18 protein-coding genes are annotated in these 18843 nt (G+C 35.7%); 8 read left to right on the forward strand and 10 right to left on the reverse strand.

Annotated features, from left to right (window positions below):
- Nucleotides 1–7: 7 nt before the first annotated feature.
- The 6 genes from A9G47_RS01660 to syd form a co-directional block, all read right to left on the reverse strand.
- Complete coding sequence (locus A9G47_RS01660) at nucleotides 8–679, reverse strand: amino acid ABC transporter permease (RefSeq protein ID WP_065567406.1); 672 nt, start codon at nucleotides 677–679, stop codon at nucleotides 8–10.
- Nucleotides 676–1458 carry an amino acid ABC transporter substrate-binding protein gene (locus tag A9G47_RS01665; protein ID WP_065567407.1) on the reverse strand — a complete coding sequence of 261 codons (783 nt, stop codon included), beginning with the start codon at nucleotides 1456–1458 and terminating at the stop codon, nucleotides 676–678. Before A9G47_RS01665 ends, A9G47_RS01660 begins: the two co-directional genes overlap by 4 nt.
- Nucleotides 1455–1979, reverse strand: coding sequence for a GNAT family N-acetyltransferase (locus A9G47_RS01670; RefSeq protein ID WP_065567408.1), 525 nt, complete (start codon nucleotides 1977–1979; stop codon nucleotides 1455–1457). The genes A9G47_RS01665 and A9G47_RS01670 overlap by 4 nt, the downstream gene beginning before the upstream one ends.
- Nucleotides 1976–3337: an adenylosuccinate lyase gene (gene purB / locus A9G47_RS01675; protein WP_065642012.1), complete on the reverse strand. Its 1362-nt coding sequence runs from the start codon at nucleotides 3335–3337 to the stop codon at nucleotides 1976–1978. Before purB ends, A9G47_RS01670 begins: the two co-directional genes overlap by 4 nt.
- A gap of 345 nt (nucleotides 3338–3682) precedes the next feature.
- Entirely contained in the window at nucleotides 3683–4858 is a 1176-nt protein-coding gene (locus A9G47_RS01680) for an amino acid aminotransferase (RefSeq protein WP_065567409.1), read from the reverse strand.
- Nucleotides 4859–4987: 129 nt separating this feature from the next.
- A complete protein-coding gene (gene syd, locus A9G47_RS01685) occupies nucleotides 4988–5521 on the reverse strand; it encodes a SecY-interacting protein (protein ID WP_065567410.1) in 534 nt (177 codons plus the stop codon).
- A gap of 720 nt (nucleotides 5522–6241) precedes the next feature.
- Between syd and rne the strand changes: the two genes are divergently transcribed.
- The 6 genes from rne to metA all read left to right on the forward strand — a co-directional run bounded on the left by rne (nucleotide 6242) and on the right by metA (nucleotide 13768).
- On the forward strand, nucleotides 6242–8935 hold the full coding sequence (rne, locus tag A9G47_RS01690; RefSeq protein ID WP_065642013.1) for a ribonuclease E: 2694 nt from the start codon (nucleotides 6242–6244) through the stop codon (nucleotides 8933–8935).
- Between the two features lie 72 nt (nucleotides 8936–9007).
- Nucleotides 9008–9943, forward strand: a complete 936-nt coding sequence (locus tag A9G47_RS01695) for an ABC transporter permease subunit (RefSeq protein ID WP_065567412.1) — start codon at nucleotides 9008–9010, stop codon at nucleotides 9941–9943.
- The gene (locus A9G47_RS01700; RefSeq protein WP_065567413.1) at nucleotides 9936–10796 is read left to right on the forward strand and encodes an ABC transporter permease subunit; all 861 of its coding nucleotides are present in this window, start codon (nucleotides 9936–9938) and stop codon (nucleotides 10794–10796) included. Before A9G47_RS01695 ends, A9G47_RS01700 begins: the two co-directional genes overlap by 8 nt.
- A 2-nt stretch (nucleotides 10797–10798) precedes the next feature.
- The gene (locus A9G47_RS01705) at nucleotides 10799–11794 is read left to right on the forward strand and encodes a peptide ABC transporter ATP-binding protein (protein ID WP_065579906.1); all 996 of its coding nucleotides are present in this window, start codon (nucleotides 10799–10801) and stop codon (nucleotides 11792–11794) included.
- A gap of 17 nt (nucleotides 11795–11811) precedes the next feature.
- Nucleotides 11812–12624: a peptide ABC transporter ATP-binding protein gene (locus A9G47_RS01710; RefSeq protein ID WP_065579905.1), complete on the forward strand. Its 813-nt coding sequence runs from the start codon at nucleotides 11812–11814 to the stop codon at nucleotides 12622–12624.
- Nucleotides 12625–12835: 211 nt separating this feature from the next.
- Nucleotides 12836–13768, forward strand: coding sequence for a homoserine O-acetyltransferase MetA (metA, locus tag A9G47_RS01715; protein ID WP_065567416.1), 933 nt, complete (start codon nucleotides 12836–12838; stop codon nucleotides 13766–13768).
- A 150-nt stretch (nucleotides 13769–13918) separates the two neighbouring features.
- Here the strand turns inward: metA and dtd are convergent, their stop codons facing one another.
- The 4 genes from dtd to rpsT form a co-directional block, all read right to left on the reverse strand.
- Nucleotides 13919–14353 carry a D-aminoacyl-tRNA deacylase gene (dtd, locus tag A9G47_RS01720; protein WP_065567417.1) on the reverse strand — a complete coding sequence of 145 codons (435 nt, stop codon included), beginning with the start codon at nucleotides 14351–14353 and terminating at the stop codon, nucleotides 13919–13921.
- Nucleotides 14354–14360: 7 nt separating this feature from the next.
- On the reverse strand, nucleotides 14361–15203 hold the full coding sequence (locus A9G47_RS13810; protein ID WP_065567418.1) for a virulence factor BrkB family protein: 843 nt from the start codon (nucleotides 15201–15203) through the stop codon (nucleotides 14361–14363).
- 9 nt (nucleotides 15204–15212) lie between these two features.
- Complete coding sequence (locus A9G47_RS13815; protein ID WP_065567419.1) at nucleotides 15213–15836, reverse strand: SPOR domain-containing protein; 624 nt, start codon at nucleotides 15834–15836, stop codon at nucleotides 15213–15215.
- Nucleotides 15837–15957: 121 nt separating this feature from the next.
- Nucleotides 15958–16221 carry a 30S ribosomal protein S20 gene (gene rpsT, locus A9G47_RS01735; protein WP_065567420.1) on the reverse strand — a complete coding sequence of 88 codons (264 nt, stop codon included), beginning with the start codon at nucleotides 16219–16221 and terminating at the stop codon, nucleotides 15958–15960.
- 226 nt (nucleotides 16222–16447) lie between these two features.
- Between rpsT and pgk the strand changes: the two genes are divergently transcribed.
- Both pgk and fbaA read left to right on the forward strand, forming a co-directional pair.
- The gene (gene pgk, locus A9G47_RS01740; protein WP_065642014.1) at nucleotides 16448–17611 is read left to right on the forward strand and encodes a phosphoglycerate kinase; all 1164 of its coding nucleotides are present in this window, start codon (nucleotides 16448–16450) and stop codon (nucleotides 17609–17611) included.
- 74 nt (nucleotides 17612–17685) lie between these two features.
- Complete coding sequence (fbaA, locus tag A9G47_RS01745; protein ID WP_065567422.1) at nucleotides 17686–18765, forward strand: class II fructose-bisphosphate aldolase; 1080 nt, start codon at nucleotides 17686–17688, stop codon at nucleotides 18763–18765.
- The last annotated feature ends 78 nt before the right edge of the window (nucleotides 18766–18843 follow it).

Genomic DNA, 18843 nt, shown 5'->3' on the forward strand with positions numbered 1-18843 from the left:
ATTCTCCTTAACGATGATATGGCGCAGAAAGTTTTTGTTCTAACTGTTTTTGTATCCATGAATAAATCACAACAGTAAGCCAGTAAATAATGCCAACAGCTAAATAGGTTTCAAAGTAGAGAAAAGAATTAGCGGTTAACATTTTTCCTGCGGCTAATAGCTCTTGAACGCCAACAAAAAAGGCGACAGAGGAATCTTTAAGTAATGATATAAACATGTTTCCTGTGTTTGGTAAGGCATTGATCATGGCTTGCGGAAGAATAATGCCTCTGTAGACTTGCATTTTACTTAACCCAACCGTTAGCCCTGCTTCTTTCTGCCCATGATCGACTGACTCTAAGCTTGCTCTAAAAATTTCGGCTAAATAGGATGAGTACTTTAAGCTGAAACAGATAATTGCAGCGGTAGTTGCGCCCATTTGTTTTAAAATAGGAAAAATTTGTGGTAGACCATAATAAATAATAAAGAGTAAAACAACGGATGGTATGCCACGAAACAGTGAAATAAATAGTGCAAAAATAGAATCGATAATGATTATTTTGTTGTTGCGTAATAGCGCAATGGCTAGCCCTAATATAATGGCAATCGTAATCGATACAATGGTAATAAAAAGTGTAACGGGCAGATAAGGTAAGATCTGCGGAAATACACTTAAGAAATAATTTACATTAAAATTCATGATGTAATATCTTCACCAAAATATTTAATTGAAAGATTTTTCAATGTACCATTGGCACGTAGCTTTTCGATGGCTTGATTGAATTTTTCACGCAGCGCTTGGCCTTTTTCGTCTTTACTAAATGGGAAAGCAACCTGCTCAATAGTAATTGGCTCTCCAACTAATTTGAACGGTAGATTTTTACGTTTAATTTCAGCAAGTAAAATAGGTTTAGAATTGACATAACCATCAACTCGTTGGTATTCCGTATCATACATTGCGCCATCACGGGTTTCGTAGGTTTTGATAGTTACGTCGTTATTAGGGAAAGCTTTTTTTAGGTTATTAATATGATTCGATCCTAGCACACCAGCAATAGTTTTATTTTTAAAATCAGATAGCTTATTAATATCTTTGTTATCTTTATGGGTTACAATCTGGCTACCGTAAAAGCTATAGGTGTTGGAAAAGTCATATTTATCTTGACGGGCTGGTGTTATGGCAACCGCATTTGCAACGGTATCTAATCGCCCTGAATCAAATTGCCCCATTAAACCGCCAAATTCAGCAATCACCCATTCGACTTGATAACCTAGTTCTTGAGCAATGGCTTGAGTTACTTCAACATCAAATCCCACTAATTTGTCATCTTGTTTATAACCATTTGGATAGCTTTGTCCTGTAGAGCCAACTTTAATGATATTTTGCTTTGTTGCTTGGTCGTTGGATTTATTATCACAACCAATTAAGGCTAGACTGGTTAATAAAATAGCGGATAATAACGTACTTATTTTTTTCATGCTTTATTACTCCTTTGTTTCCATTGGGTATAGCTTTTATGGTTTAAGATTTTTTCAAAATAGAAGGTCGTATGATCGGGCGTTAAATCTGCTTGCCCTATTTTTTTATAACCTTTATTTATATAAGTTTGTACAAGCCATGGATGATTTGCTGCGGTACCTAAGGTCACAGCAGGTAATTTGAGTTGATTAATCAGGATTTGCTGTTCAACAAAATTCCATAATGTATTTCCATACCCTTTACCCTTATATTGAGGATCGGTTGCAAACCAACCTAAATGCGGTAACCCATAAGGTCCAGGATTATTTCCCCATGGAAAGCGAATACTTAACGTGGATAGTAACTGTCCCTCTTTCTCAAATAGATACACCGCATTAGATTCAAGATGCTCAGCAATTTGTGATTGATTGGCGGTTGCAGCTGCAAAATGAATGCCTAATTTAGTCGTGGCATGATAAGCACGATGTAATAGTGTTTGATAAGCTGGAATGTCATTATGAGTCATTAAGCGAAAACTCATGCTAACACTCCACAATAATCAGCATATTTAATCACTTGTTCTACTTTTTCAGGAGCAGAGCCGAGATAGTTAATAGGATCAAGCCAAGCATCAAGTTCAGATTCGGTAAACTCGTTGTTCAAGTTGGGATCTTCTAATAGGATGTCTTTAAATGGTCGATTTTGTTCAAATGCTTTCATTGCACTTTGGTAAACTAAATGGTGCGCAGTCTGTTTGCCTAATCGTTTACCTATTTCAAACATGACTTTTTCAGACAGCAGTAAGCCATTTTGTAGTTGTAAATTAGTTATCATGCGATCAGCGTTAACTTTTAGACCTTTTAGTACAGTTAATGCGATTTGTAATTGGGCTGAAATATAAAGGTTTATTTCAGGTAGTGCTATCCACTCTGCTCGCCAGCTCATGGCATCACGCTCATGTTCAACTTTCATTGATTCATGAATTAACGCAACACTTTTTAAAAGTGGCGCCGTTAGGCTGGCTAATCCTTCTAATGCTGCTGGATTGCGTTTATGTGGCATGGTTGTTGATCCAATTTTTCCTTCAGAAAAAGGCTCTTCGATTTCGTTAATTTCGGTACGCATTAAGTTGTAAAATTCATTCCCAATTTTTCCTAATGTGCCACTGATTAGTGCTATTACCGATGAGTATTCAGAAAAACGGTCTCGTGCCGCTTGCCAGCCAATGTTAGGGGTATTAAGTCCGAGTAAAGTTAAAGCACGTGATTCAACTTGTGGTCCTAATTTGCCTATTGATGCATAAGTGCAAATTGCTCCACTAATATTGCCGACTAATACCCGTTGTTTGATTTCGGTTAAACGTTGTAAGTGTCGAATAAATTCATCTAGCCACACCGCAAGTTTAAATCCAAAAGTTGTAGGTAGTGCTTGCATGCCATGAGTTCGCCCAACCATAGGTAAATATTGGTACTGTTTGGCTAAACGTTTTAGCTCAAGTGCCACCCGTTTAGTGTCTCGCTCAATGACAGTAAAAGACTGTTTTAATTGTAAAACGGTTGCTGTGTCGACAATATCTTGTGTGGTTGCACCGTAATGGATATATTGGCCTGCCTCGCCAACTTGTTTTTGTAGTGCATTAATTGTCGACATTAATGAGTGCTTCGCTTTTGCTGCTTCTTCGGCAATTTGATCAATTGATAGTTTTGAAGCATCGGCATTAGCAATGATTGAGTTGGCCGCTTCAATTGGAATAACACCTAGCTCGCCTTCAGCTTTGGCTAAAGCAACTTCGACATCCACTTGCCTTTTCAAACGATTTGTTTCCGACCAAATGGAACGCATTTCACTAGTGCCGAAGTTATTTCCCAAAATTAAAAAATCCAAAACATGTGACGCCACGACATTATCCTTAATCATTGTTATTACGTTATTAAACAATTATTAGTAATTATTGAGTTATCGTCTAATAATCAGTTTGTATATAGATATAACTAAATAGAATAAATGCATGAAATAGTTTATAAGAAAGCGGTTTTTTGCGCTAAATAACGCTAGTTTATTAAGCTATATTTTGTATAAAAAATAATCAAAAAACTTCAATAAAATCAATGGGTTTTCTGAATGATTTTTAAAGGTAGGATGATGTTGAATGTAAACGAATAAGTAGAAACACTCACCATTGGAGTGCCTCTAGTGTTATGGTATAAAAAGCCGCGCTAATAATCTATTTGCTTATTAGCGGTATTAAAGCACTTCTACAATGGATTCACAAAGTCTAGACATGTTATCCAATGTCATCCCTGCCACATTAATACGTCCTGAATTAACAATGTATATGCCATAATCGTCGCGCAATTTAAGCACTTGTTCTTCATTTAAACCACTGAACGAGAACATGCCATTTTGTTTAGCAATAAAACTAAAATCTTGATTTGCCCCTTTGTCTTGCAGTGTTTTGACAAATAATTGACGCATGCGGTGAATGCGTTGACGCATATTAGTTAGTTCGTCAATCCATTCTTCTTTTAATTCCTCATTATTTAAAATATAAGAGACGATTTTAGCGCCATGGGCAGGAGGGTTAGAATAATTGGCTCGAATAATGGTTTTGACTTGGCTAAAGGCGCGCTCGGCAATTTCAGTATTTGCGGCAATGAGCGTGAAGGCGCCAACGCGCTCGTTATATAAGCCGAAATTTTTAGAATATGAGCTAGCAATAAGGAGTTCAGGGTGATGATTAGCAAATAATCGTAGTCCATAGACGTCTTCTTCTATACCTTGCCCCAAGCCTTGATAAGCTAAGTCAAATAGGGGTAACCAACCATTTTTTATGGCTAAATCTGAGATGGCTTGCCACTGTTCTGGTGTTGGATCGATGCCTGTTGGGTTATGACAGCAACCGTGGAATAATACTGCTTCACCAGCGGCAACTTGGCTTAAGCTATTTATCAGGGCATCAAAGTCAAGTGTGTGTGTTTGTGCATTGTAATAATGGTATTCACGCACTTCAAGGCCAGCAGTTTGAAATACACTACGATGATTGGGCCAAGTCGGATTGCTGACCCAAACACGTTTAACTTTGGTTCGGCGAGCTAAAAAATCTGCCATTATACGTAAAGCGCCAGTACCGCCCGGTGCTTGTGCTGTTCTTGCTCGTTCGTTTTCAGATCCAAAAAGCAAAATTTGCGTTACAGTATTGAATGCTTTAATACCATCAATAGGTGAGTAGCTTTTGGTGGTTTCATCATTTAATAAAAAATGTTCCGCTTTTTTTACACTTTCTAAAATAGGTGTTTGGGTTGTTTCGTCTTTATAAACACCGACACTTAAATTAATTTTATTGGTGCGTTCATCTCTATTATAAAGATCGGCCAGTCCTAAAATAGGATCTGCCGGCGCTGCTGTTAAATATTCAAACATAATTCACCTATCTGATCTAATGACTTTTAACGCATTATATACACATTATTTTATAAGATACAATTTTGATAGCATTTACGATTGCTATTGATATAAACATATATTGCGTTATTGTTGAGCAGCATTAGCTTAACAAGTAACAATTAGTTTACTTAAAAAAGTGGTTAAATCATGAGCTAGAATAGAAAGTTTACCTGTAATTAAATCTTCTTTTACGACTTCGCCAGTTAAATTATTTATTGCAATAATTTCGGTATTTTCATCTGTTGACGCGATAAAAGTCGTTGGTGTTCGTTTTAATTTTTTTTGTTGGGATAAATGGGCTATTAAATTTTGTTCTAAATTGGAAAAATCATCATCATTCCATGCTTGGATTAATGTTAAGTGGGTGTCATGCAATTTAGCCGTCATATTGGCAGCATATTGTGTACCATAAAATATATGTGCGTTAGGATGTAAAGTAATGCCCACAATTTGCTCAGCAATAGCAAGATCTCTTGGCGGCTTTAATAAAAAGGGTTGCCAAAATACAGTGAGATTTTCTGTTTTTAAAATACAAGGCGAAGGTATAGCATGCAGTTCTTCGCTTTGCGGTGCGTAACTGAATTGGTTAACCCAGCGAGTGGTAAAATTAAGCAAGGCGATTTTATCGGTAGTGTTCATAAACAACCCTATTTGGTATTTAAATTATTATCTAATCATAATTATACTAATTAAGTTTTGTTATGCATAATTGCTTCAATGTTTTATTTTTTGTTAAATGTTTAACTAATTAATAAAACAAAAAAGTGTAAAGAAGTTTTAGTGAACGATACGTTTCAGTATAAAAAGTTAAGGAAATCAAATTAATTATTTATAATGAGGTAACATAGTTAAAAATAAGCAAAAAATAAATCTTTAACTGTTTATAAAATAGCGAATTTAATTTTCTTGCTATCCTTGGCTGAAACGTTAATAATAGTGGCGGGTAGTTTTACCCTTGTAATGCAGCAATGGCGTTAGACATTACAGTTTGTCAAAATAAAATAGCGTAAGTAGAATCATTATAATGAGATAATATGTTTATTTTAAACAATTGCAGAAAGATTAAGTTTGTTTGCTAAAACCAGTAAAATATTCAGGTTTGCAAATTAACCATATTAATAGCTTCAATAAATTATATACTTAGCATTTTACAAAGCGTTGTGTCTGATGCGCTATGTTGATGCTGTGTAAGCGGTATCGGGTTCACATAAAATAATAACAAAAATAACATAAATAAAATAATGAATGCCGTATACAAATATTTAGTTAAGTACCATTATTTATCATTGTTAAAATAATCACTTATCAATAATAAGATTCTACCTACAGTTAATTAAGATTAATGAAGAGTGTAGAATAATGAAAAGAATGTTAATCAACGCAACCCAGCAAGAAGAGCTGCGTGTTGCGCTTGTTGATGGTCAACGCTTGTATGATTTAGATATCGAAAGCCTTGGGCATGAACAAAAGAAAGCGAATATTTATAAAGGTAAAATCACTAAAATTAACCCAAGTTTAGAAGCTGCGTTCGTTTCTTATGGTGGTGAGCGCGATGGATTTTTACCTTTAAAAGAGATTGCTGAAAGTTATTTCCCATCTAATATTTCAGGTCGTCGTAGTATAAAACATCTGCAAGAAGGACAAGAAGTCCTTATCCAAATTGAAAAAGAGATTCGCGGTAAAAAAGGCGCGGCTTTAACAACTTATATTAGCTTAGCAGGTAGTTATTTAGTCTTGATGCCTAATGATCCTCGTGCTGGTGGTGTGTCGCGCCGTATTGAGGGTGAGGAACGAGCTGATTTAAAACGTATTATTGATGCCATCGAAAAACCTAGAGGTATGGGGGTAATAGCTCGAACTGCGGGTGTTGGCAAAAGCCAAGAAGAGTTACAACAAGATTTAGATGCATTGGTTAACTACTGGACGGCAATTCAGAATGAAGCTAAAAAGCATCAAGCACCCAGTTTAATTCACAAAGAAAGCGATATTATCACGCGAGCATTTCGTGATTATTTACGTGATGATGTGGGCGATATTTTAATTGATAATCCTAAAGTGCTTGAAATTGCTAAAAAACGGTTAGCCGATTTAGGGCGAGTTGAGTACGTGAGCCGCTTAAAGCTTTATGAGGGAGATGTACCGTTATTTAATCATTTCCAAATTGAAGGTCAGATTGAGTCGGCATTCCAACGTGAAGTTCGCTTGCCTTCTGGCGGTTCAATTGTGATTGATGCCACTGAAGCGCTTACAGCTATCGATATTAACTCAGCTAAATCAATCCGTGGTAGTGATATTGAAGAAACTGCATTTAATACTAATCTTGAGGCGGCTGAAGAAATCGCCCGTCAGTTACGTTTACGTGACTTAGGTGGTTTGATTGTTATCGACTTTATTGATATGACGCCTGTTCGTAATCAGCGTGAGGTGGAAAATCGCCTGAAAGAAGCAATGAAGACAGATCGTGCTCGTATCCAAACAACCCGCATTTCACGCTTTGGTTTGCTCGAAATGTCTCGCCAACGATTAAGTCCTTCATTACGAGAAGCAACTCATCATATTTGCCCTCGTTGTCAAGGCACGGGCACTGTTCGTGATAGTAACTCATTGTCTTTATCTATCCTTCGGTTAATTCAAGAAGAGGCGATGAAAGATAATACCGTACAAATTGATGTTATTGTTCCAGTACCAATAGCCAGTTATTTACTTAATGAAAAACGTCGGGCAATTACTAATATTGAAAGAATGCACCCTGATGTCAAAATTGTGATTGCTGGTGATGAAGAGATGGAAACGCCTCTCTATAAAGTGATTCGTAAGCGTGTCGGTGAAGAGACTGATGTGTTAAGCTATAATCTTCCAAAATTGATTCGTGAGCTTGAAGAAGAGGAAGATGAGCAACAAGCTGTTGAAGTTATTGTTGAGCAAGCGGTATTATCAGGTCCAAAAGTTGAGGCATGTGTCGCACCAAAAGAAAAGGCTGAGCCAAAAGCTAAAAAATCAGGTAGCCTATTTAGTGGATTATTTGGTAAATTGCGTAAACTGTTTGTCACAGAAAAAGTGGAAATTCAGCCAGAGGTTAAACCGAAAACGACCAAAAGACGCGATCAACGTTCAAACAATCGACGTCAACGTAATAACCGAAACAACAATTTGGCTGGTAACACGAATACCGTTGCAACAAGTTCTACTGAAGAGGGCAAACCGTCGAGTAGAAATAATCATCGCAGAGCTAAACAAAATAGTAATGCAAATGCTAACCTTGCAAACTCAGCAAATCATTTTAAAGCTGATAAAACCTTGGATGAGGCGGTACCCCCCAAACAGCGTGAGGCTAGACCAAGGCGCCAACAACGCGCATTAACGAAAAGTGTTCGCGTAAAAAATGTTGATATAACCAGACCAATTGAACAAGAAAGAGTCGTTATTCCTTCTTTATTGTTGCCAATTATTGTTTCTGAATCAGCGCAATACAATAATATTGCATCGGAAGCTCAACCGAAGCGCCAGCGCCGTACTTCACGGCATTTACGCATGAATGGACAACGGAATAAGCGCCGATCCCGTAATGTGGAGCTAAAGCAGTCACCAATGCCGCTTCCATTTGCAGCAGCATCATTAGAATTAGCATTAGGTCGAGTGGCAGTTGATTACAGCCAAATAGTAAGTGATGCACCAAATACTGTGGTACCTGTTATCCCTTCGCTCTTACTTCCTGTTATTGTAAAAAATGAAGAGGAAGTAAATCGTGTTGCTAGTGTTGATAGCGTTATTGTCGATACGCAACCAAAAAGTTCTTTATTTGCAAAAACGCAAGATCACTTGAAAAATAGTAATCATAATGATTTGGCAATTAATGATTCACCATCAACAGGCTATTCTTCTTCTGTGATGACTAAAGCACCTGCGCCACAATATGTGGCTTGTGATGTTGGAATAAAATCGCGTGAAGAATCAAATTATCATTTTGAGGGTAAAGGCCATGCTGGTGGTTTAAGCGCACAAAATCATGCTTATGCTGCAGCAAGTAAACCGGTGATACCGGATAATCAATAAGTAAATTAAAGCACGGTGAGCTATTTTTATGCCACCGTGTTTTATTTACTCAAATAGCAATAAAGATAAATAATGATTATCTATATTTTCAAAAAAATAGTAACCTGTTTATTTATTATCTGCGTATTGGCTCAGATTAGTTTTTGTTTAGTTTATTTTGCCCCCCATTCAATGTTTAATTTTAACAATCTAAGTTTTGTCGATAGTTATTGCGCTTTTTTTAAACAGTTGTTGCAAGGGCAATTTAGATTGTTAACGGGTGAAACTGTGCCGTTTTTTCACACCTTATTGGCTACATTTGAACTTTGTATTCTCGCTTTATTCGTGGCTTTATTTATTGGGTTACCTTTGGGGATCTTTCTTGGTCTTAGTCATATTAATTGGCTAAATAATATGATTCGTTTGGGATCTTTATTATTGTATTCTTGCCCTATCGTTATGTTGGTTGTTGTCATCATGTATTGGTTATCACCAACTTGGTCAGTATCGATGAATTTTGATGTGTCACCAGTAGCTGCTGGCACTTCGTTATTGGATATTTTTGGCGCGTCAAAAACTTTTAAATGGCACGTATTATTTGAGCAACTGCACTATTTGTTTTTGCCTATCATTATTTTAGCCATTCAACCGTGCATTATGACGATTCAATTAATCAGTCAAAATGTGAAAAGTATATCGCGCCAGAATTTTATAAAAATGGCGATCATTCGTGAGCGATCGCCATTTAAAGTTTTGCGTCGACACTTGTTGCCTAATTCAATCCCAGCGACTATTCCTCAGTTGACATATAATACAACTACACTGTTATTTTCAACTATGGTAATTGAAATTTTGTTTAATCGAATAGGATTAGGGCAATGGGTGATGATCGCGTATCGTCATCACAATTATTTTATTATATCTATTGCAATTCTGGCTTGTGGTTCTGTCATTAGTTTATTAACGTTATTAGGTGAAATTTTGGCAGTTGCTATTTATCCTTTGCGTCATAAGGAACATTATGTTTAGGCTAGCTAGATTACTTAAAAATATAAAATTAAGCTTTAATCGCTTACATAGTAATCTTTACTTAATTGTTGGTTTTTATGGCATATTAGCGATCGCATTTATAGCATTATCAACTAAATGGTTTTTTCATGCCCATTTAAATCCTATCTATCCCTCTTGGTTACCGCCTGCTTGGTGGCCCAATGGTGATATCAATCATATATTAGGTACGAATGCTAAAGGGCAAGATATTTTTGATTATTTGTTAATCGGTTATCGTTCGACTATGTCAATGACATTAAAAGTAGTATTTTATGTGGTTGCTGTTGGCGGATTAATTAATTATTTAATGTTTTTTATATCATTTATACGACCTTTCGTATTATTTATTTTTAAATTTTGTATGGTTGTACCGCCGCTGCTTGGTGTGATTGTAATTAGTTTATTATTAAAAGATGATATTACTAATATGTTATTGGTGATTGGATTTTCTTACAGCCCTCGCTTTATTTACAATATTCATCAACGCGCTATCAACGAATGGAATAAAACGTATATTACGGCTTATAGGCTTGATGGATTATCTTCATTTGCAATCTTAAATCATTATATTATACCTAACATTTTACCTGTTTATTTGACTGAAATTGTTTCATTATTTTCTTCAATTATTTTAGCTATCACCACTATAACTTTTTTAGGTTTTGCTAATGATGTTTCCCGTCCAGATTTGGGAATGATGATGTTTCAAATGAAAGATATCATTGCAACCAATTATTTGGCCTTTTTATCTCCAGGCATTGCGGTTTCAGCAACAATTATTTTGGTTTATTTATTCAACTTTGGATTGTATGGTCGCCGAGCAGGACATTAACGATGGCTTTGTTAGATATTCGAAATTTAACCATTGAATTTATTACCCCTGATGGTCTTTTGCGTGCAATTGACCGGATTAATCTGAAATTATCTGAAGGTGAGATTCGTGGCCTTGTTGGAGAGTCTGGTTCAGGGAAAAGCCTTATTGCTAAAGCTATTTTAGGCGTTACTAATCATAACTGGAAAATTTCAGCAGATCGCTTTTATTTTAATGATATTGATCTTCTTAAGCTAACGCCTAGGCAGCGACGAAAAGTCATTAGTGCAAATATATCCATGATATTTCAAGAGCCTCAATCTTGTTTAGATCCTTCTATGAAAGTAGGGCAACAGTTAATAGACGCTATACCGAGAAGAACATTTAAGGGGCATTGGTGGCAAAGGTTATTTTGGCGTAAACATCGAGCCATTGAGCTATTACATCGAGTAGGAATTAAAAATCATCAGGAAATATTAAAATCTTATCCATTTGAATTGACTGAAGGTGAATGCCAGAAAGTTATGATAGCTATCGCATTAGCTAATCAGCCAAAACTACTTATCGCCGATGAGCCAACAAATGCAATGGAAGCAACAACCGAAGCGCAAATATTTAGGCTATTGGCTAGCATGAATCAGAATTTGGGCACAACTATCTTGCTTATTAATCATGACCTGCAAATGGTAACTAGATGGACTGATCGTATTAATGTGCTTTATTGTGGTCAAACGGTTGAAATTGCGAATAGTGAAGATTTAATTAAATCACCTTATCATCCATATACTCAGGCTTTGATTTATGCGATTCCTGATTTTGGTAAATCAATGCCTCATAAAAGCCCATTAAATACCTTGCCAGGGGTTATTCCATCTTTAGAGCATTTACCCATCGGTTGCCGTTTAGGTCCTCGGTGCCCTTATGCACAAAAAAAATGTATCCAAGCACCTGAGCTTATATCGTTAAAAGATCATGCTGTTGCTTGCCATTTTCCGTTAAATACTGATGAGTTGCCATAAATAATAGGAATATAAAGATGAGTCCAATATTAAAAGTACGCAATTTATCAAAGCGATTTAAAATCCCCAAAGGGCTTTTTGGTCATTTGCAAATTAATGCGGTTAATCCTATCTCGTTTTCATTAAATGAAGGCAAAACTCTGGCTATTATTGGGCAAAATGGCTCAGGAAAGTCTACTTTAGCTAAAATGCTAGTTGGTATGATAAAACCCGATAGTGGTGATATTTGGATTGATGGTAATAAAGTTCAATATGGTGATTACAGCCATCGCTATCAGTTGATCCGAATGATATTTCAACACGTAGAAAGTTCATTTGATCCAAGATTACGTATTGGGCAATTACTAGAAATTCCACTTAAACGCAATGCGAATTATGATGCTCATGAACGTGAAAGGCTCATTAATAGCGTATTAAAACAAGTGGGGCTATTGCCTGAACATGCTTCGTATTATCCTTCGGTAATGGCGGCAGGACAAAAACAACGTGTCGCATTAGCTAGAGCATTAATTTTAAAGCCTAAAGTTATTATTTTAGATGAGGCTTTGGCTGCGTTAGATATTTCCATGCGTTCACAGATTGTTAATTTGATGTTGTCATTACAAGTTGAGCAAAATATTTCTTATGTTTATGTAACTCAAGATATTGGTATGATGAAACATATTAGTGATGAAATTTTAGTTATGCATAATGGCGATCTTGTTGAGTATGGCAATACAGCGGAGGTGTTAGCTTCCCCCCTCAGTGATATTACCCAAAAATTAATCAATAGCTATTTTGGTGAGGCTCTTACGGCTGATACTTGGCGTACTGATACAAGCGCTTTTTAAGCAAGCTCTCTTTATTTTTATTAACCTATGGTAGTAATGATAATATTTATTAATTAGCTATTGGCATGATTTTGTTTAAAATATTATGTTTATTATTGTCTAATAAAAAACCTCGACAAATGATCCAAAACACACTATATTTAGCTGTATAGATTTCTAGACGTCTGCTTTTAATGTTGAACATAATTTATCGTTGTTAGGAGCTTTTGTTATGCCTATTTGCATTCCTGATTCATTACCTGCTGTTGACGTGCTACGTAATGAAAATGTATTTGTTATGACTTCATCACGTGCTAATACACAAGAAATTCGCCCTCTTAAGCTTCTTTTTCTAAATTTAATGCCTAAAAAAATAGAGACAGAAAATCAATTTTTACGCTTACTATCTAATTCCTCTTTACAGATAAATATTCAATTACTACGTATCGATCAACGTGAGTCAAAAAATACACCAGTTGAGCATTTAAACAGTTTTTATTGTGATTTTGATGATATTCGCGAACAAAATTTTGATGGATTAATTATTACTGGTGCACCTTTGGGTAAAGTCGCTTTTTCTGATGTTGTTTATTGGCCTAAATTAACTGAAATTATAACGTGGGCAAAAGATCATGTGACATCGACTATGTTTGTTTGTTGGGCCGTTCAAGCTGCATTGAATATATTATATGATTTACCTAAATTTACTCGTGCGCATAAGCTGTCAGGCGTTTATCAGCACCAAATTGCTCAGGCTAATGCAATTTTAACACGTGGATTTGATGATACTTTTTTAGCTCCACACTCCCGTTATGCGGATTTTCCAATTGATAAAATTAGCAATTATACAGATTTAACCATCCTGGCAAAGTCCGATATCACAGGGCCTTATTTAATGGCAACCCCTGATAAACGTATGGCATTTGTAACAGGGCATCCAGAATATGACTCATTTACATTAGCTAATGAATATGTTCGTGATGTAAAGGCAGGTATGAATCCAGATATTCCTTATAATTATTTTCCTGATAATAACCCTGATATTGCACCAAAAGCAACGTGGCGTAGCCATGCATATTTGTTATTTAGTAACTGGCTTAACTATTATGTTTATCAGTTAACGCCATATGATTTGACTACTCGTAATTTAACGATTGATGATTAATTTAGTTAATGCTCATCTTCTACTTTGCTAGTATCCGATATGTTAAAATTAACAGGAAATTAAAAGAACTCATTTCAATTGTTGTTAATGAAATATAAAAAACAGCGATAATTTATCAAATATTAGCAAAATGTATTTTTGATTATATGGTTAAACTTGTAACCAAAATGTTACTGGGCCATCATTGATCAAAGATACTTGCATGTCGGCGGCAAATTGTCCTGTTTTAGTTGATATTTTTTGTTGGCATTGTTCGACAAAAAATTGGTAAAGTTTATTTGCTTCATCAGGTTTTGCGCCTTTAGTAAAACTGGGACGCATTCCTTTTTTAGTATCTGCTGCCAGTGTGAATTGAGAAACAACCAATACTTCGCCGTTAGCTTGGCTAACATTTAAGTTCATCTTTCCTTCACTATCACTGAAAATACGGTAACCTAATACTTTTTCACATAAACGAATTGCTTTTTGTTCGTCATCACCTTGCTCAACACCGAGTAAAATTAGTAAACCCTGATTAATCTGCCCAACAATATTATTCTCTACTGTAACACTAGCTTGTTTAACTCGTTGGATTAAGGCGATCATAAATTAATTACTCCGATAATGGTTGGTTATCAACGCCATGCTTTTTTTGTTGGTTATAGTCAGTTAAAGTTGCAGCAAATTCAGCACCGAACAACACAATACACCAAGAAAAATAAACCCAAACTAACATAATGGGGATGGATGATACAACACCGTAAATAAGTTGATATGTTGGAAATGAAGTAACATATAGCGAAAAAGCGCGTTTGCCTAATTCAAATAATATTGCAGCGACAAGCGCACCAATGAGTGATTCTTTTAATGGCACAGGTTCGGTCGGAATAATACTATAAAGTAACCAAAATCCGATCACCGAAATTATAAATGGCAGCATGTTAAGTAAAATAGTATTTGTTGCTGCTGTTGAAAACCATTTTAGCGAAAATATGTAAGAGCTGACAGCTATGCTAGAGCCCACTAAGATGGGTCCCAACGTTAAGATGGTCCAGTATATAGCTAGATTGTACATAAAAGAACGTTTTCGTTTAGTTTTCCAAATACGATTAAGTGTTGTATTAATGGAATTGATGAGCAGTAGAGATGTAACAATCAATCCAATTATGCCAACAAAGGTCATTTTTTTCGTATTAGTGATGAACTGCTCTAGGTAGCTTTGGATGGTATCACTAGCGGTAGGAACAAGGTTATTATAAATTAGTTGTTTTAATGATTGGCTAGCATCATCAAACATCGGGAAAGCGGACAGTAATGAAAATATAACGGTAATAAGGGGAACTAGTGCAAGTATCGTAGTATAAGCAAGCCCAGCAGAATAGGTTGTTAGGCGATCGTTATTGATCCTAACCCATAACATTTGGGTAAATAGCTGTATTTTATTAAGTAGTTTCATCGTTTTTTTCTAGTTAGAAATAACACAATTATTAATCCCATTATTATTTAATGAGTTTAATACGCTATTCGCTTCTTTTTTACTCGTATATGGTCCTACGGTGACACGATATAACTGGCCTGAAGAAATGTTGCTACTAATGCCTGTCATCGCAAGCTTGGCTTTGAGTGTGTCGGCATTAGATTTATCCTTGAATGCTCCACATTGTAATAGCCATTTATTGTTAATAGTTGGCGCTGTTTGTGATGCTACGTTCGAAGTCTGATTTTGTATTGTATTTCCTGGTGAGGAAGGGGTAGCGATACGTGCATTATTAATAAAACTATCTAATATTTTTTGTCTTTCATTAGCAATTGAGCTTGATGCTAAGCCAGAACTAGCATTAGGCGCTTCTAATTCTTTTAGATATGTCCAGCGCTCTTGTGGTTGCTCTGGTAAAGTCATCACGGGCGGTTGCGTTTTTGCTTTTGGTCGTTCAATAGCTTTTTTAGGAGAATTATTTGCAATAAGATAAAGGATAGCGGAAAATAGAATAATGATAATAATAGCCAAGAACATCATCAAATTAGGCTTATTTTTTTGCTTGTTTTTTTTGGGTTGGCTCTTTTTTCTTACATAATCGCGCTGAACCACAATAAACTCTCTTCTATTATTTTATTAATATTGCGTGAATGATTAGTATACAAATAAAAAAAGTGGCTTACACCACTTTTTGTTATTTTTCTTTAACTATGATAGTTAACAGATAAATATATTATGCTAATGCTTTAATTTGTTTAATTAAATTTGCTTTATGACGTGCCGCTTTGTTTTTGTGAATTAAGCCACGAGACGCTTGACGGTCAACAACTGCTTGCATGTCTTTGAATGCTACTTCAGCTGTTTGTTTATCACCAGCTGCAACAGCTGCGTAAACTTTTTTAATATAAGTACGCATCATTGAACGGTTACTAGCATTATGTTTACGGCGTTTTTCGGATTGAACCGCACGTTTCTTAGCTGATTTGATATTAGCCAAAGTCAACTCCCAAGTTTGTATAAAAATTACATATTAATTAAGGTGGCAAAATATGCCTGATTTTATCCATTTTGTCAATGCCGTTGCACAAAAAAAATATAATTGGTAATTTTTTGTTTATAATAAATGTTTATTATTTGTTCATTAAAGTCTATAACCTAAAAAGAAATTTTATGTTAGAATAAAGAGAGTTTTATTTTTATTATATTTTATAAGAGGAAATCTCATGTCTATTATTAGAATGCAAGATCTTGATCTAAAAGGAAAACGCTTATTTATTCGCTCAGATCTTAATGTGCCGGTTAAAAATGGTAAGGTAACTTCAGATGCGCGTATTAAAGCATCACTACCTACTATTGAAGATGCCATTAAAAAAGGTGCTAAAGTAATGGTTACCTCTCATATTGGCCGTCCAACAGAAGGCGAATATAACCCAGAATTTTCTTTACAACCTGTTGTTGATTATTTAAAAGAACATGTGTCATTCCCTGTCCGTTTAGTCAAAGACTACCTTGATGGTGTTGATGTAAAAGAAGGTGAATTAGTCGTTCTAGAAAATGTTCGTTTCAATGTAGGTGAAGGTAAAGATGGCGAAACTTTATCTAAAAAATATGCAGCGCTTTGTGATATCTATGTAATGGATGCATTTGGCACGGCTCACCGTGCCCAAGCCTCAACTCATGGTGCAGGTAAATTTGCGCCAGTTGCTTGTGCTGGTCCATTATTAGCCGCTGAACTTGATGCTTTAGGTAAAGCACTTGATAATCCAGCAAGACCAATGGTTGCAATTGTTGCTGGATCAAAAGTATCAACTAAGTTAACTGTACTTGATTCATTATCAAAAATTGCCGATCAAATTATTGTTGGTGGCGGTATCGCAAATACATTTATTGCAGCTGAAGGTTATGATGTTGGTAAATCACTTTATGAAGCCGATTTAATTCCTGAAGCGAAAAAATTAATGGCAAATTGTGAAATTCCAGTACCTACTGATGTCCGAGTTGCAACAGAGTTTAGTGAGACTGCAACTGCCACTGAAAAATCAGTAAAAGACGTTAAAGAAAACGAACAAATTCTTGATTTAGGCGATAAATCAGCTGAAGTATTAGCAGATATTATCAAGAACGCTAAAACCATTTTATGGAATGGTCCAGTGGGTGTTTTTGAATTCCCAAATTTCCGCCGTGGCACTGAAATTGTTGCGAAAGCAATTGCAGATAGCGAAGGTTTCTCAATTGCTGGTGGTGGTGATACTTTAGCCGCAATTGATTTATTTGGCATTGAAGATAAAATTTCTTATATTTCAACCGGTGGTGGTGCTTTCCTTGAGTTTGTTGAAGGTAAAAAACTTCCTGCTGTTGCAATGCTAGAAGCTAGAGCAAAAGCATAATATAGGTTCAGTGAAAAGGATGAGATAGTTACTCATCCTTTACTTTTTATATAAATAAATTTATAGGTAATAAAATGGCTACAAAGATTTCTGATGTTGTTAAACCTGGTGTTGTAACTGGTGACGATGTTCAAAAAGTTTTTCAAGTTGCACGTGAAAATAATTTTGCATTACCCGCTGTAAACTGTGTTGATACTAATACCATCAATGCAGTAATTGAAACAGCCGCTAAAGTTGGCTCACCTGTTATTGTACAGTTTTCTAATGGTGGTGCTCAGTTTATCGCCGGTAAAGGGTTAAAACTGGAAGGGCAAGAGTGCGCTGTTTTAGGAGCAATCTCTGGTGCCAAACATGTTCATCTTATGGCTGAAAAATATGGTGTGCCGGTTATTGTCCACACTGATCATTGTGCTAAAAAATTACTTCCATGGGTTGATGGATTACTTGATGCAGGTGAAACACATTTTGCTAAAACAGGTAAACCATTATTTTCATCTCATATGATAGATCTTTCAGAAGAGTCATTAAAAGATAACATTGATATTTGTTGTCAATACCTTGCTCGTATGTCAGCAATGAAAATGACTTTAGAGTTAGAATTAGGTTGTACTGGTGGTGAAGAAGATGGCGTTGATAATAGCCATATGGATAGTTCAGCACTCTATACTCAACCAGAAGATGTGGCTTATGCTTACGAACGTTTAAGTGCAATTAGCCCTCGTTTTACTATTGCCGCGTCATTTGGTAATGTACATGGTGTTTATAAGCCAGGTAATGTGAAATTAACGCCAAAAATTTTAGATAATTCACAAAAATATGTATCAGAGAAGTTTAACTTACCTGAAAAATCATTAAACTTTGTGTTCCATGGCGGATCTGGTTCTACACCAGAAGAAATTGCTGAAGCAGTGAGTTATGGTGTCATTAAAATGAATATTGATACAGATACTCAATGGGCTAACTGGGCAGGTGTGTTGAATTACTACAAAGCCAATGAAGCTTACTTACAAGGGCAATTAGGTAATCCTGAAGGTGCTGATGCGCCAAATAAAAAATACTACGACCCTCGCGTATGGTTACGTAAAGGTCAAGACTCTTTAGTTGCTCGTTTAGAGCTTGCGTTTAAAGAGCTTAACGCAGTTAACGTACTTTAAATTTATTGTTATTTCATTTAGTTGTAACTTAAAAGCAAGGTGTTTACCTTGCTTTGGTTATTTCTTTTTAAATAAATC

This window comes from Gilliamella sp. WF3-4, assembly GCF_001690275.1.
Taxonomy (GTDB): Bacteria; Pseudomonadota; Gammaproteobacteria; order Enterobacterales; family Orbaceae; genus Gilliamella; species Gilliamella apicola_C.